This window comes from Robbsia betulipollinis (assembly GCF_026624755.1).
GTDB lineage: Bacteria > Pseudomonadota > Gammaproteobacteria > Burkholderiales > Burkholderiaceae > Robbsia > Robbsia betulipollinis.
Genome location: NZ_JAPMXC010000010.1, coordinates 160,610 through 174,476 on the forward strand (window position 1 = coordinate 160,610; position 13,867 = coordinate 174,476).

The 13,867-nt window shown below is 67.8% G+C and carries 9 protein-coding genes; 3 read left to right on the plus strand and 6 right to left on the minus strand.

Features of this window, described 5'->3' with window-relative positions; genetic code table 11:
• Positions 1-6: 6 nt before the first annotated feature.
• The 3 genes from OVY01_RS18545 to OVY01_RS18555 all read left to right on the plus strand — a co-directional run bounded on the left by OVY01_RS18545 (position 7) and on the right by OVY01_RS18555 (position 2,635).
• Complete coding sequence (locus OVY01_RS18545) at positions 7-1,557, plus strand: L-serine ammonia-lyase (protein ID WP_267849044.1); 1,551 nt, start codon at positions 7-9, stop codon at positions 1,555-1,557.
• Positions 1,558-1,713: 156 nt separating this feature from the next.
• The gene (locus OVY01_RS18550; protein ID WP_267849045.1) at positions 1,714-2,163 is read left to right on the plus strand and encodes a hypothetical protein; all 450 of its coding nucleotides are present in this window, start codon (positions 1,714-1,716) and stop codon (positions 2,161-2,163) included.
• Positions 2,156-2,635 (plus strand): cupin domain-containing protein, encoded by a 480-nt coding sequence (locus OVY01_RS18555; protein WP_267849046.1) that lies wholly within the window; start codon positions 2,156-2,158, stop codon positions 2,633-2,635. Before OVY01_RS18550 ends, OVY01_RS18555 begins: the two co-directional genes overlap by 8 nt.
• A 93-nt stretch (positions 2,636-2,728) precedes the next feature.
• Here OVY01_RS18555 and trpS read toward each other — a convergent pair whose 3' ends face one another.
• From trpS to OVY01_RS18585, 6 genes are all read right to left on the minus strand, one after another.
• A complete protein-coding gene (gene trpS, locus OVY01_RS18560; protein WP_267849047.1) occupies positions 2,729-3,751 on the minus strand; it encodes a tryptophan--tRNA ligase in 1,023 nt (340 codons plus the stop codon).
• A gap of 75 nt (positions 3,752-3,826) precedes the next feature.
• On the minus strand, positions 3,827-4,930 hold the full coding sequence (locus OVY01_RS18565) for an MBL fold metallo-hydrolase (protein WP_267849048.1): 1,104 nt from the start codon (positions 4,928-4,930) through the stop codon (positions 3,827-3,829).
• A 222-nt stretch (positions 4,931-5,152) separates the two neighbouring features.
• Positions 5,153-5,734, minus strand: coding sequence for an IMPACT family protein (locus OVY01_RS18570; RefSeq protein ID WP_267849050.1), 582 nt, complete (start codon positions 5,732-5,734; stop codon positions 5,153-5,155).
• A 13-nt stretch (positions 5,735-5,747) separates the two neighbouring features.
• Entirely contained in the window at positions 5,748-6,917 is a 1,170-nt protein-coding gene (locus OVY01_RS18575; RefSeq protein ID WP_267849052.1) for a branched-chain amino acid ABC transporter substrate-binding protein, read from the minus strand.
• Positions 6,918-7,065: 148 nt separating this feature from the next.
• A complete protein-coding gene (gene putA, locus OVY01_RS18580; RefSeq protein ID WP_432422280.1) occupies positions 7,066-11,163 on the minus strand; it encodes a trifunctional transcriptional regulator/proline dehydrogenase/L-glutamate gamma-semialdehyde dehydrogenase in 4,098 nt (1,365 codons plus the stop codon).
• A gap of 22 nt (positions 11,164-11,185) precedes the next feature.
• Positions 11,186-13,465 carry a primosomal protein N' gene (locus OVY01_RS18585; RefSeq protein ID WP_267849054.1) on the minus strand — a complete coding sequence of 760 codons (2,280 nt, stop codon included), beginning with the start codon at positions 13,463-13,465 and terminating at the stop codon, positions 11,186-11,188.
• Between the last annotated feature and the right edge of the window lie 402 nt (positions 13,466-13,867).

A 13,867-nucleotide genomic window follows, 5' to 3' on the forward strand; every position in this document is an offset into this window, starting at 1 on the left:
CCGGTAATGGCAGTCAGCGTCTTTGATCTTTTCAAGATCGGTATCGGACCGTCGAGTTCGCACACCGTCGGACCGATGCGGGCGGCCTTGCTGTTCGTCGAAGCGCTGGCACGCGCGGGACGGCTCGAGCAGGTGGCGTCGGTCAAGGTCGGCCTGTACGGGTCCCTGGGGGCGACCGGGCGCGGCCACGGCACGGACCGTGGCGTGATGCTGGGGTTGATGGGCGAGGCTCCGGATACGATCGACGCCACGTCGATCGACGCGCGCCTGCTGACCGTGACGCAAACCTGCCGGCTGGCGTTGCTTGGGCGTCACACGATCGATTTCAAGCCCCGCGACCAGATCGGCTTCTACCGGCAGGCACTCCCGGCGCATCCCAATGCACTGACACTGAGCGCCCGCGACGCGGCGGGCGCCATCGTGCGCGAGACGACGTATCTGTCGGTGGGGGGCGGGTTCGTGGTGCCGCTCGCGGCCGGCGGGGCTGCCGAGGCCCGTGGTGGTGCCGATGAGGCGGAAACTGCCGGGGCCGATGTCGCCGGTGCAGACGCCGCCGAGGCCGGTGCCACCTCTGGCGTCACGGCACCCGGCACCGGCGGCCTGCTCAAGCTCCCGCTCCCGCCGGCGCCCGCGGCGCCCTTCCCGTTCCGCTCCGGCGCGCAGATGCTCGACATGGCGCGGACATCGGGCCTGTCGATCGCGCAGATGATGTGGGCCAATGAACAAGTGGCACGCACCGATGCCCGAATCCACGAAGAACTCGCGCGGATCTGGCAGGTGATGCAGGAATGCGTCGTGCAGGGGTGCACGGCGAGCGCGCCAGCCGCGCGGCATGCCGTCGACGACGGCCAGCCGATGGCGGTGCCGGGACTGACGCTCCCGGGCCCGTTGCACGTGCGTCGGCGGGCACCCGAACTCTATCGGAACCTCAGCGCACGCAGCGCATCGGGCCAGGTCGATCCGCTGTCGAGCATCGACTGGCTCAATCTGTTCGCGATCGCCGTCAACGAGCAGAACGCGGCGGGCGGGCGGGTCGTCACCGCGCCGACCAACGGCGCGGCCGGCATCATCCCGGCGGTGCTGCACTACTACACGCGTTTCGTGCCGGACGCGAATCCGGCGGGCGTCGAGACCTTTCTGCTGAGCGCGGCGGCGATCGGTCTGCTGTACAAGCTGAACGCGTCGATCTCGGGCGCCGAGGTGGGATGTCAGGGAGAGGTGGGCGTCGCCTGCTCGATGGCCGCCGCGGGGCTCACGGCGGTGATGGGCGGCACGCCGGAACAGGTCGAGTATGCGGCGGAAATCGGCATGGAGCACAACCTGGGGCTGACGTGCGACCCGGTGGGCGGGCGCGTCCAGATTCCCTGCATCGAGCGCAATGCGATGGGCGCGGTCAAGGCGCTCAATGCGTCGCGCATGGCGTTGCAAAGCGACGGCGATCACTATGTTTCGCTGGATTCGGTGATCAAGACGATGCGCGAGACCGGCGCCGACATGAAAACCAAATACAAGGAAACGTCACGCGGTGGCCTCGCGGTCAACATCACCGAATGCTGAACCGCCGGCTGGCGGACCGCGGGCGCGCGACGCCGTCAGCCGACCTCAAGTTCTTCGGCCCCCGGCCGTTAACCCGGTTGGAAGGGATCATGCGATCCCTCGTCGTATCCCGCGGTGCCCGTTTCCGGGCGCGGCCATTACCCGACAGGAGGGGCCGTGCCCTCATACGATTTCGTCCGTCTGGCATTGCTGCCGGACCAAAGCCAGGAGACGCGCGCCGCGTATCAGCACGACGCGTGGCAATTGACCGAACAGCTGCGCCGGCGAGGCCTGACACTGCGGCCCGCGCCAGGAGCCCACCCGTCCTCCGTGCCGAATGGCGAGCCGGAAGCGATCGCGCGCTACCTGATCGCCTTCCGCGACCTGATCGGCGCGACGTTCGAGAAGGCGGCGGTCGCCTGGCTGGAAGACACGCCCGGGCGCCGGCTGGTGATCGGCATGGGCGATATCGAAATCGAAGCCGCGACCGCGGACGATTTTCACCGCCTGTTCACGCAGGCGCGTATGCTGGACACCGGCCGCCTGTCCGGCGCGCTGTCCGAGGTGCCGCTTCACGCCAGGCCCCAGGCGCACCATCATGCACTGCTCGAGGAATATCATGCCTAAGCTGGTCCGTCGCCGCGCTTCGCCGACAAGCGCCGTCATCACCCTGCTGTTCGCGGCCGGCATCACCGCATCACTGGGCGCACAGGCGCAAGGCACCGGCACTAGCACTAGCACCGGCGCGCGCATCATCGACTTGCAGGCCATGACCGACGCCGAAGTCGGCCCGATCCAGCCGAATCACGGTACCTTGCGCTCGAAGACGCTGTTGAAGACGCCCAATGGCACGATCGCCGTACAGGCCGGTGATTCGCCGAAGCACTATCACGCCGAGACCGACGAAATCCAGTACGTCATTTCGGGAACCGGCAAGTTCTGGCTGGGCGATACGATGCGCGACGTGCATCCCGGCGACGTGATCATCATCCCCAAGGGCACGAATCACGCCGGCTCGCACGCCAGCGAAGGCAATTTCAAGGTGCTGTCGATCAAGCTGCCGCCGCAGGCGGAGGACGACTTCCATCGCGTGCCGTAAAGGCGCGCCCGTGGACATTCACGGGCGGCCCGTAAAGCAGCCCAGGCCGCCCGCGGCTACCCACAAGACAGACGCCCAGGCGGAGCACCGCGCTCAGAAGTACTTGAGTCCCAGCGCGGCCCTGACGTCGTCGGTGGTGCGCGCGGCCACTTCCCGCGCTTTCTCGGTGCCTTCCCGCAGCATCTGCAGCACCTGCGCGCGATCCTGCTCGTAGTGCTGGCGACGCTCGCGAATGGGCGCGAGCAACGCCTGCAGCACGGTTTCCAGACGTGCCTTGACGAGGCTGTCGGCCAGGCCGCCGCGCACGTAGTGCGCCTTCATCTCTTCCAACGCGGCTTTGTCGGTGTCGAAGGCGTCGAGATACAGGAACGCGACATTGCCTTCCAGATGGCCCGGATCGGCCACGCGCAGATGCAGCGGGTCGGTATAAACGCGCTTGACCTGGCTGCGGATCTCGTCGGGCGTCGCGCCCAGATTGATCGTGTTGCCCAGCGATTTGCTCATCTTCGCCTTGCCGTCGACGCCCGGCAGCCGGCCGATCTCGGGCACGCGCGCTTCCGCCTCCACCAGCACGGGACGCCCGGCGATGCGGTTGAAGCGCCGCACGATTTCGTTGGTCTGCTCGATCATCGGGATCTGATCCTCGCCGACCGGCACCAGCCTGGCCTTGAACGCGGTGATGTCCGCCGCCTGGCTCGCCGGGTAGGTCAGGAAGCCCGCCGGGATATCGCGTTCGAAACCACGCAGACGGATCTCTTCCTTGACCGTGGGGTTGCGCTCGAGGCGCGCCACCGTCACGAGGTTCAGGTAGTAGAACGTCAGCTCGGTCAGCTCGGGAACCTGCGACTGGATGAAGATCGTCGACTGCGCGGGATCGATACCCACGGCCAGGTAGTCGAGCGCGACCTCGATGACGTTGCGATGCACCTTCGCGACATCGTCCATATTGTCGGTCAGTGCCTGCGCGTCGGCGAGCATGACGAACTGCCTGGCGGTTTGCTGATAGCTGACGCGGTTGCGCAGACTGCCGATGAAGTGGCCGAGGTGCAGCGGGCCGGTGGGGCGGTCGCCGGTCAGGATCACCGGCAGTTCTGTCGTGTTGGCTGGGGAATTCATGGCGTTTTGACTGGAGACCTGACTGTGCGCGTCATGGTACCACCGAAGGTCGCACTGAAACCGGCGCATCCAGCCTCAACCCGGCAGCGGCGGCACGTCCCATTGTTCGCCGGGCCGCAGCGCGCGGTAGTTCGCCGGATCCAGGCCGCGCTGCCGCACCGCCTCGGCAAAATCGCGTGGCGGCGCGAACTGCGCCTCGTCGGACAGGCGGAACGTGCCGAAATGCACGCCCAGGGTCGAGGCGGCCTCCAGCATCAGCGCGGACGCGACGGTCTCGTCGGGTGCCATATGACTCAGGTGCATGAACCAGCGCGGCTCGTAGGCCCCGATCGGCAGGGCGGCGAAGCGAAACCGCCCGAACCGCTGGCGGATCCGGGCGAAATGGGATCCGCCGGTGGTGTCGCCCGAGACCAGCACCGGGCCGTCCGGCGACGTGAACACGAAGCCTTCCCATAGCGTGGCGTTGGCGTTCCAGGGCATGCGTTCGGACCAGTGGCGCATCGGCACGGCGGTGACGCCGACCGCGGCGTTGAGCGGCATGCCCTGCCACCAGTCCATTTCGTGCACGTTGGTGAAACCCGCGCGACGCAGCGGCGCGCCGTTGCCCAGACCGGTGACGACCATCGTCTGCGGCCGCCGCGCCGCGAGACGCGCGAGCGTCGGCACATCGAAATGATCGTAATGATTGTGGGTGAGGACGATGACGTCGATCGGTGGCAGGGCGTCGAAGGCGATGCCCGGCGGCGTGTGCCGCTTCGGGCCGAAACGTCCCAGCGGGCCGGCGTGCTCGGACCAGACCGGATCGGCGAGGATGTTCAGGCCACGGTGCTGGATCAGGACCGTCGAATGATTGACGAAGGTGACGAGCAATTGCGCGCCGTTGTCGACCCGCTCGGGCAGCGCCGGGTGCGCGGCTACCGGCTGATCGCGCCACGTGTCGGCCGGACGTTCGGTCTGCCAGCGCAGCACGTCGAAGAAACTGGTGCGTGGCGCCGGCGGGATGTCGTGAAAGCGCCGGCCGTCGAAATGGTCGCTCACCGGCCCCCGATAGGGGCGGGCGGACAGCCCCAGACCGTCGAAGCCGAAGGCGCCGGTCCCGATGCCGTAGGCAGTGACGGCGCCCAGCACCGCGAGACCGCCCAGCGCGCCGCCCGCGCGCCGCCAGCCGCGGCGGCTCATGAAAAGACGCCTGAATGCGCGCGACGCGCGGTGCGACGATGCCGATCGCTGCTCATGGTGACACTCCGGAGGCGTGAGGACGTGAAGGGCCGCCAATGCCTCGCGAAGCACCGGACAGCACCGGGAAGCAACGACGGCTCACCCTTCATAGTGACGGTTTGTCGCGAATCGTGCCCACGCCGGCCACGCGCCACCTTCGATCGATTCCTGCTCGCGGATGTTTCAGTCCAGCCAGCCCACCCGCCCCTGCCCCGCTTCGTTGACGCCGGCGATGAAGGCACCGGCGGCGTCTTCGACGAGCGTGAAACGCACGGTGACCAGCGTGCCGTGCTCGACATGCAGCAGCGTCGCGCCGGCACGCTCGATCTGGCGGCGCAGCATGCCCTCCAGGGCATAGGGGACCAGGCACGCGAGTTCGCGCAAACGCAGGATGGGGATCTTGTCGGCGCCGAGCAGGGCCTGGGCGACCGCGTCGGTGTACGCGCGCACGAGACCGCCGGCACCCAGCTTGATGCCGCCGAAATACCGCACGACCGTCGCGAGCACGCCGTCGAGCTGCTGGTGGCGCAGCACGTCGAGCATCGGCCGCCCGGCGGTGCCGCCGGGCTCGCCGTCGTCCACCGCAGCGGACTGGCCGCCGGCCAGCAGCGCCCAGCAGACGTGCGCCGCGCCGGGATGGGCGACGCGCAACGCCGCGACGCGATGCTGCGCGGCCGCGCGATCCGCCATCGGCTCGACGCAGCCGATGAAGCGGCTCTTGCGGATCAGCAGCTCGCTATGCGCCGGCGTTGAAAGCGTCAGCAAGCGTGATACCGCGTCACTTGCCGCCGAGGCTCTTCAGAACGGTCCACTCGCCGTTCTTGACCTGATACATCGTGATGCCGCCGTTCTTCAAGTCGCCATGCGCGTCGTATTGGAGATCCGGCGTGGTGACGCCCGCCATCTTGATCTTCGCAAGGAAGGGCAGATACTTGCTCGGCTCGGTCGAATCGGCGTTCTTCATCGCCGTGAACAGTGCCATCGCGCCGTCGTACGAATACGGCGAATACGTTTCGACATCCATACCGAAACGCTTTTTGTACTTCGCGACATAGGCGCCACCGCCCGGCATGTCCGCCAGCGGCAAGCCCGCCAGCGACGCGACCGTACCCTCGCCCGCTTCGCCGGCGATCTTCAGGAAAGTCGGCGTCTTGACCATCTCGCCGCCCACCAGCGTCGCCTTGATGCCCAGCGAATGCATCTGCTTGGACAACGGGGCCGCCTGCGCATCGGCGCCGCCGTAGAAGATCGCCTGCGGCGCCGAGGCTTTGATCTTCGTCAGGATCGCGCGGAAGTCCACGGCCTTGTCGTTCGTGAATTCACGATCGACGATCGTGCCGCCCGCGGCCTTCGCCGCCTTCTCGAACTGATCCGCGAGGCCCTGACCGTACGCGGTGCGATCGTCGATGATCGCGATTCGCTTGAGCTTCAGATCGCTCACGACGAAGCGGCCATCGACCGCGCCTTGCTGGATGTCCGAGGTCATCATCCGGAAGGTGGTCTTGAAGCCCTGCTGCGTGTACTCGGGCGCGGTCGCCATCGACACCTGCGGAATGCCGGCCTGCGCATAGATGCGCGAGGCGGGGATCGAGGTGCCCGAGTTGAAGTGCCCGAGCATGCCCTTGATGCCGCTGTCGACGAGTTTCTGCGCGACCGCCGTGGCCGTGCGCGGGTCCGCCTGGTCGTCCTGGGCATCCAGCACGATATGGACCGGCTTGCCGCCGATCACCGGTTTCGTCGCGTTGAAGTCCTCGACGGCGAGGATGACGCCGTTGGTGAAGTCCGTGCCGTAATGCGCCTGCGGACCGGTCAGCGGACTTGCCGCGCCGATGCGCACGTCGTCGGCATAGGCCGCGCCCGCGGTGCCCAGCGACATCGCGCCGATCAGGGCCGCGCATGCCAGACGCGCGGTGGTGCGCTCGGTCGTGTTCTTCTTGCTGCTATCCATCCTGCTCTCCTTGACCACGGTGTCACCCGTGACGACCATGTAAAGGGACCGCCCCGTGCGGGCCCTCCTCCCCTGCTTGACGATCCGCCAGGCGGGAACGCGCCGTTGACGGGTGTTCCGTTCCTGTTTTTCGCGGCACGACCCGGCCCTAGCCGATCGTCATCAGATTCGCATTCCCGCCCGCCGCCGCCGTATTGACGCTGACGGAGCGCTCGAGCAGCAGACGCTCTAGTATGTAGTCCTCGCCATCCTCGATGGCGCCGGCCGGCAGCCCCTGCACCGTGACGATGGGCCCGTCGCGCTCGGCCAGTTGCCGCGACAGCGTGCGCAGCGCGTCGCCGTCGCCTTCGAAGAGCGCCGCGTCGAAGGCGTCGCGCGCCAGGTCGTCCTGCGCCGCCGCAACCCGCGCGCCCAGGCCGGGAACCTGCCCGAGATGCGCGGCGAACGCCTTGCCGGGGCCGCCGTCGAACAACGCGCGGTTGCCGGTGGCCAGCACCGCGGCGAATTGCGCGCGAGCGCCCAACTCGGTCATCGGCACACATAGTACCGTGCCGCGCGCACCCAGCGAATAGGTATTTCGCTCTCCGGTGGGACCCGCGAGCTGCACGCTGAGGCCGTCGAGCGGCCGGGCGAGATAGTCGTCGCACCGGCTCGCGATGGCGATATCGCCGGCCTGCCGCAGCCAGTCCCGATACTGCCGCAGCGGCGTGGATGCCTCGACGGCATTGCGTGTGCTGGCCGTACCGACCGACGCGGATGCCGCGGATGAAGCGGCCGTCGCCGACGCGCCGAGCGCTGCGGGCAGGCCCGCGGGGCGCGTCGCCAGCAGACGGTAGAGGTACAGCGCGCCGCCGGCTTTCGGACCCGTCCCCGAGAGACCTTCGCCGCCGAACGGCTGCACGCCGACGACCGCACCGATCACATTGCGGTTCACATAGATGTTGCCCACCCGCGCCTGACCCACCACGTGGCTGATGGTTTCGTCGATGCGCGTGTGAATGCCCAGCGTCAGGCCGTAGCCGGTGTCGCGGATCGATGCCAGCAACACGTCGAGAGCCGTGCGGCGATACCGCACCACATGCAGCACCGGCCCGAAGATTTCCCGCGTCAGCGAACCGAGCGTGTCGATTTCGATCAGCGTCGGCGGCACGAAGGTGCCGCCCGCCGCGGCGGGCGCCGGCACCGCGACCTGATGCACCGCGAAACCGCGGGCGCGCATCGCCGCGACATGCGCGTCGATCGTGCGTTTCGCTTCGGCGTCGATCACCGGACCGACGTCGGTCGACAAACGGTCGGGATTGCCAACCGTCAGTTCCTGCATCGCGCCCTTGAGCATCGTCAGGATGCGGTCCGCCGCGTCCTCCTGCAGGCACAGCACCCGCAGCGCCGAACACCGCTGACCCGCCGAGTCGAACGACGATTGCAGCACGTCGGCGACCACTTGCTCGGCGAGGGCCGAGGAGTCGACGATCATCGCGTTCTGACCGCCGGTCTCGGCGATGAACGGAATCGGCTTGCCGTTCGGATCGAGTCGCGCCGACAGCGTGCGCGCGATGTGGCGCGCGACATCGGTCGATCCGGTGAACATCACCGCGCGGGTGCGTGCGTCGCCGACCAGCCCCGCGCCGACGGTCTCGCCGTCGCCGGGCAGCAGTTGCACCGCGCCGGCCGGCACGCCGGCCTCGCGCAGGATGCGAATGCCCTGCGCGGCGATCAACGGCGTCTGCTCGGCCGGCTTGGCCAGCACCGTGTTGCCTGCCGCGAGCGCCGCCGCCACCTGGCCGATGAAGATGGCCAGCGGGAAATTCCACGGGCTGATGCAGACCACCGGCCCGAGCGGCCGGTGCGTGTCGTTGGAGAACTCGCTGCGCACCTGCGCGCCGTAGTAACGCAGGAAATCCACCGCCTCGCGCACCTCGGCCACTGCGTTCGACAGGGATTTCCCCGCCTCGCGCACGATCAGCCCGAGCAGCGCCGGCATCTGCGCCTCGAGCAGGTCCGCCGCCCGCGCCAGACAGTCGGCGCGCTCGGCCGGCGGCGTGGACTGCCAGATCGGCGCGGCGGCGACGGCGTGCGCGAGCGCAGCGTCGACGTCAGCCGGCGTCGCGTCGATCACGTGTCCGACGACATCGCGGTGGTCGGCGGGATTGCGCACGTCGCGCGCGACGCCGGCGCCATTGGCGCCATCGCCGCCATCGAGCATCGGCGCCGCCTGCCAGGGCATGCCCACGCCGTTGAGCAGCGCCGACGACAGCGACGCCAGCCGGTGCTCGTTCGACAGATCGAGCCCCATCGAGTTGGGGCGTTCCGTGCCGTACAACTGACGCGGCAGCGGGATCTTCGCATGCGGCGCGCCGGGCGGCGCGATCTTCAGCGCATCCTCGACCGGGTCCGTGATCAGATCGTCCACGCTCAGCGACGTGTCGGCGATGCGATTCACGAACGAAGTGTTCGCACCGTTTTCCAGCAGGCGGCGCACCAGGTAGGCGAGCAGTGTTTCATGCGTGCCGACCGGCGCGTAGACGCGGCATGGCCGGTTCAGCTTCTCGCGGTTCGTGACCTCTTCGTACAGCGGTTCGCCCATGCCGTGCAGGCACTGGAATTCGTACTGTCCGGGATAGTAGTTCTGCCCGGCGAGGTGGTAGATCGCCGAGAGCGTATGCGCGTTGTGCGTCGCGAATTGTGGATAGACCGCGTCGGTGGCCGCCAGCAGCTTCTTCGCGCAGGCCAGATAGGAGACGTCCGTGTACACCTTGCGGGTATAGACGGGATACCCTTCCAGCCCGTCCACCTGCGCGCGCTTGATCTCGCTGTCCCAGTACGCGCCCTTGACCAGGCGGATCATCAGACGGTGCCGGCTGCGCCGCGCGAGGTCGATGATGTAGTCGAGCACGTACGGGCAGCGCTTCTGGTAGGCCTGCACGACGAAACCGATGCCGTTCCAGCCCGCCAGCGCCTCGTCGAAGCACAACGCCTCGAGCAGGTCGAGCGAGATTTCGAGCCGGTCGGCTTCTTCCGCGTCGATGTTCAGGCCGATGTCGTAGCGGCGCGCGAGCAGGGCCAGCGCGCGCACGCGCGGCAGCAGTTCACCGGTCATCCGGTCGTATTGCGCGCGCGAATAACGAGGGTGCAGCGCCGAGAGCTTGATCGAGATGCCCGGGCCTTCGTAGATGCCGCGGCCGTTCGACGCCTTGCCGATCGCGTGGATCGCCTGCTCGTACGATTCGAAGTAGCGTTGCGCGTCCGCTTCGGTGGTGGCCGCCTCGCCCAGCATGTCGTACGAATAGCGAAAGCCCCGCGTCTCGAACTTGCGGCTGTTCGCCAACGCCTCGGAAATCGTCTCGCCGGTGACGAACTGCTCGCCCATCAGGCGCATCGCCATGTCCACGCCCTTGCGGATCAGCGGCTCGCCGCCCTTGCCGATCATCCGCGTGAGCGCGGCGGACAGACTGGTCTCGCTGTTCGTCGCGACCAGTTTTCCGGTCAGCATCAGCCCCCAGGTGGCGGCGTTGACGAACATCGACGGCGCGTTGCCGACATGCGATTTCCAGTTGCCGCGGCTGATCTTGTCGCGGATCAGCGCGTCGCGCGTGGCGCGATCGGGGATGCGCAGCAGCGCTTCGGCCAGGCACATCAGCGCCACGCCTTCCTGGCTCGACAGCGAGAACTCGTGAATCAGACCCTCGACGCCGCCGCCCGTCTGCTTGCCGCGCAGCGCCTCGACCAAACGGGTCGCCAGCGTCCGCACCTGCGCCGCCAGCGCGGCCGGCAGCCGTGCATGCCCGATCAGAAAAGGCACGCATTCGGGCTCGGGCCGCCGGTAGGCCGCGGTGATCGCCGCGCGCATCACCGATTGCGGTTGCACCCCTTGTGCGAACTCCATGAAGGGGTGATGGGCGGCCTCGTCCCCGGGAAGGTCGGCGACGCCTGCATCCTGTTCCGCGGCGGCGCCGAAGGCATTGAGCTCCGAAGGCAGCTGGCCGGCGTCGATACGTTCGAGGTAGGCGAAAATGGCCTGCTTGATCAACCAGTGCGGGGTGCGATCGATCCGCTGCGCCGCATCCTTGAGCCTTGCCCGCAGGGGCTCGTCCACTTTGACACCGAGCGTCGTGCTTGCCATGTTCCCGTTCCCGAATGGTTGCCCGCCGCCGGACGTCCGATCCGAAGCGCTGGCTGATGGCGCGAATGTACTGTAGTAAAAAAAAAGGTGCAACCGGGTATTTTTACGGTTGCACCTTTGGGTCATTCGTGGATGAACGTGGCGTCCTTCAGATGTCCAGCGGATCGATTTCGACGGCCCAGCGCAGCACGCCGCCGCGCTGCCTGCGCAGCCCCTCCTGCCAGGCGTGCAGCGTGGCCTGCAACGCCTGTCGCGACGCGCTTTCGATCAGCAACTGGCCGCGAAAGGTATTGGCGATCTTGACGAGGGCCATCGGCACGGGATCGTAGCGGTGTACCCGCATGTCGTCGCCCGTCAGCAGGTCGAAGGATTCGGCGGCTTTCTGCAGGAAGGCGATCGCCTGCTCGAGCGTGCGCGCCTCGGCGCGCAGCAGCGCCTGATAGACGAAGGGCGGCAGGTGCGCCTGCTTGCGCTCGGCGAGCGTGGCCGCGGCGAACCCCGCGTAGTCGTGCCGGATCAGCGCGGCGTACAGCGGGTGGGACGGGTGACGCGTCTGGATCAGCACCTCGCCCGCCTGCCCGCCGCGGCCCGCACGGCCCGCCACCTGCATGAGCTGGGCGAACAGCCGCTCGGTCGCGCGGAAGTCGTGCGAAAACAGGGCGGCGTCTGCGTTCAGCACGGCAACCAGGCTGACGTTCTGGAAGTCGTGACCCTTCGCGATCATATGCGTGCCGACCAGGATATCGACGTCGCCCGCGTGCACGTCCGCGAACAGCGCCGCGGCGCTGCCTTTCCTGCGGGTGCTGTCGGCGTCGATGCGCAGGATCCGCGCGCCCGGCACCAGCGTCGCCAGGGTTTCCTCCGCGCGTTGCGTACCCCGCCCCATCGGGGCGATGTCGACATTGCCGCACTCCGGGCAGGCGTGCGGGATACGCTCCTGCCAGCCGCAATGATGGCAACGCAGCACCCGGTCTTTCTTGTGCAGGACCAGATAGGCGCTGCAACGCGGACAGCCGCACACCCAGCCGCAGGCATCGCACGAGAGCACCGGGGCATAGCCGCGGCGATTGATGAACACCAGGCTCTGCTCGCCGCGCGTCAGGCGCTCGCGCAAGGCGGTGGCGAGCGGCGTGCTGAAACCGTCGATCGACGCACGCCCGCGCTGGCGTTCCGTTTCGGTATCGATCAGGCGCACGGTCGGCAGGGCCGCCTCGGCCGAGGCGGGCCGGCGCGTCAGCGTCAGCCGCCGGTAGCGCCCCTGTTCGGCCTGCGACCAGGTTTCGAGCGACGGCGTCGCCGAACCGAGCACGATCGGCAGCGCGAGCTGCTTGGCGCGCCAGATGGCGAGGTCCCGCGCCGAATAGCGCAGCCCTTCCTGCTGTTTGTATGCCGCCTCGTGTTCCTCGTCGACGATGATCATCGCCAGCTTGCGAAACGATGCGAGCACCGCGAGGCGCGTACCGAGCACGATGCGCGCGCGCCCGGTATGCGCCGCGAGCCAGTGCCGCGCCCGCTCACCCTCGGCCAGGCCGCTGTGCAGCGTGACGGTGGCGCCGTCCCCGAGCGCGGCGAAGCGGCGCCGGAACAAGGCATCGAACTGCGGCGTGAGGTTGATTTCGGGCACCAGCACCAGCGCCTGCGCTTCCGGGTCGCGTGCGAGCCGATCGGCCAGCGCATGCAGATAGACCTCGGTCTTGCCGCTGCCCGTGACGCCGAAGAGCAGAAAAGGCGCGAACCCCTCGGCCTGACGCAGGGCGGCAAGCGCGGTTTCCTGCTCGTCGCTCAGCCGTACCGGCGGCGCGGCCGCCGGCGCATCGGCCGCGGTCAGGGGGGCACGCGTCCCCTCGTCGACCGCGCTGCGACGCAGCCAGCCCGCCGCGCACCACGCGTCGAGCACGCCGCCGGCACGCGGGTGCAGGCGGCGTGCGACGTCGATCGGCAAGCGGCCGGCGCACAGCGCATCGGCCAGACGGCGCAGCGCCGCCGCGCGCGCCGGCAGGCTGGCGAACAGCGCCTCGCGTTCCGCGGGGAGCAGGTCGTACACGATCGTTCGGGGAAACAGCTTCGACCAGCGCGCGGGATCGCGCAGCGCCTGCGGCAGCGCCGGCATCGCCACCTCGCCGATGCCACGCTGATAATAGCCCGCAGCGAAGCGCACCAGACCGAGCCACTGTTCGCCAAGCGGCGGGCAATCGGTGCAGAAGGCTTCGATCGGTTTGAGTTTCGCGGCCGGCACGGCCGATCGGTCCGTCACCTCGCAGACCAGGCCGACCCCTTGCCGACGTCCGAACGGCACGCACACCAGCTGCCCCGGCACCGGCACCGATGCGGCGTCCATCACGGTATAACGGTAATCGAACAGGGTCTGCAGCGGGTGGTCCAGCGCGACCCGTACGATGCCTTCCCGACCGGGTGAACCGGACGTCATGCGTGCACGGAGCCGGCGGTCCGCACGCCGTGCACGGTCCCCGCACGAGGGCGGGCGCGTGGCGATCCGCCCCCATGTTCCCCACACTTAAAGTTGAACATGCGATTCATCGCTAAGGTTTGGATTCATCGAGCGTTTTTGATCTTTCCACAAGCGCCTGTGGATAACTCTGTGGAGAAGGCGGAAACTTATACCGGCAGGGCCTGCCATACCCGGCTTTCCTTACATCCCAAACATTTTCGGAAAAATAAGAAATCCCTTATTAATCATATGTATATACGAATTTTTTCGGGAATCTTCGGAAAAATGGGCAGGCAATCGTGGACTTGAACGCGGAAAAAATTTTTGTGCATAAGTCAAGTCTTGACAGATGCAAAATGCGCGGATCGAGCGAATGAACAG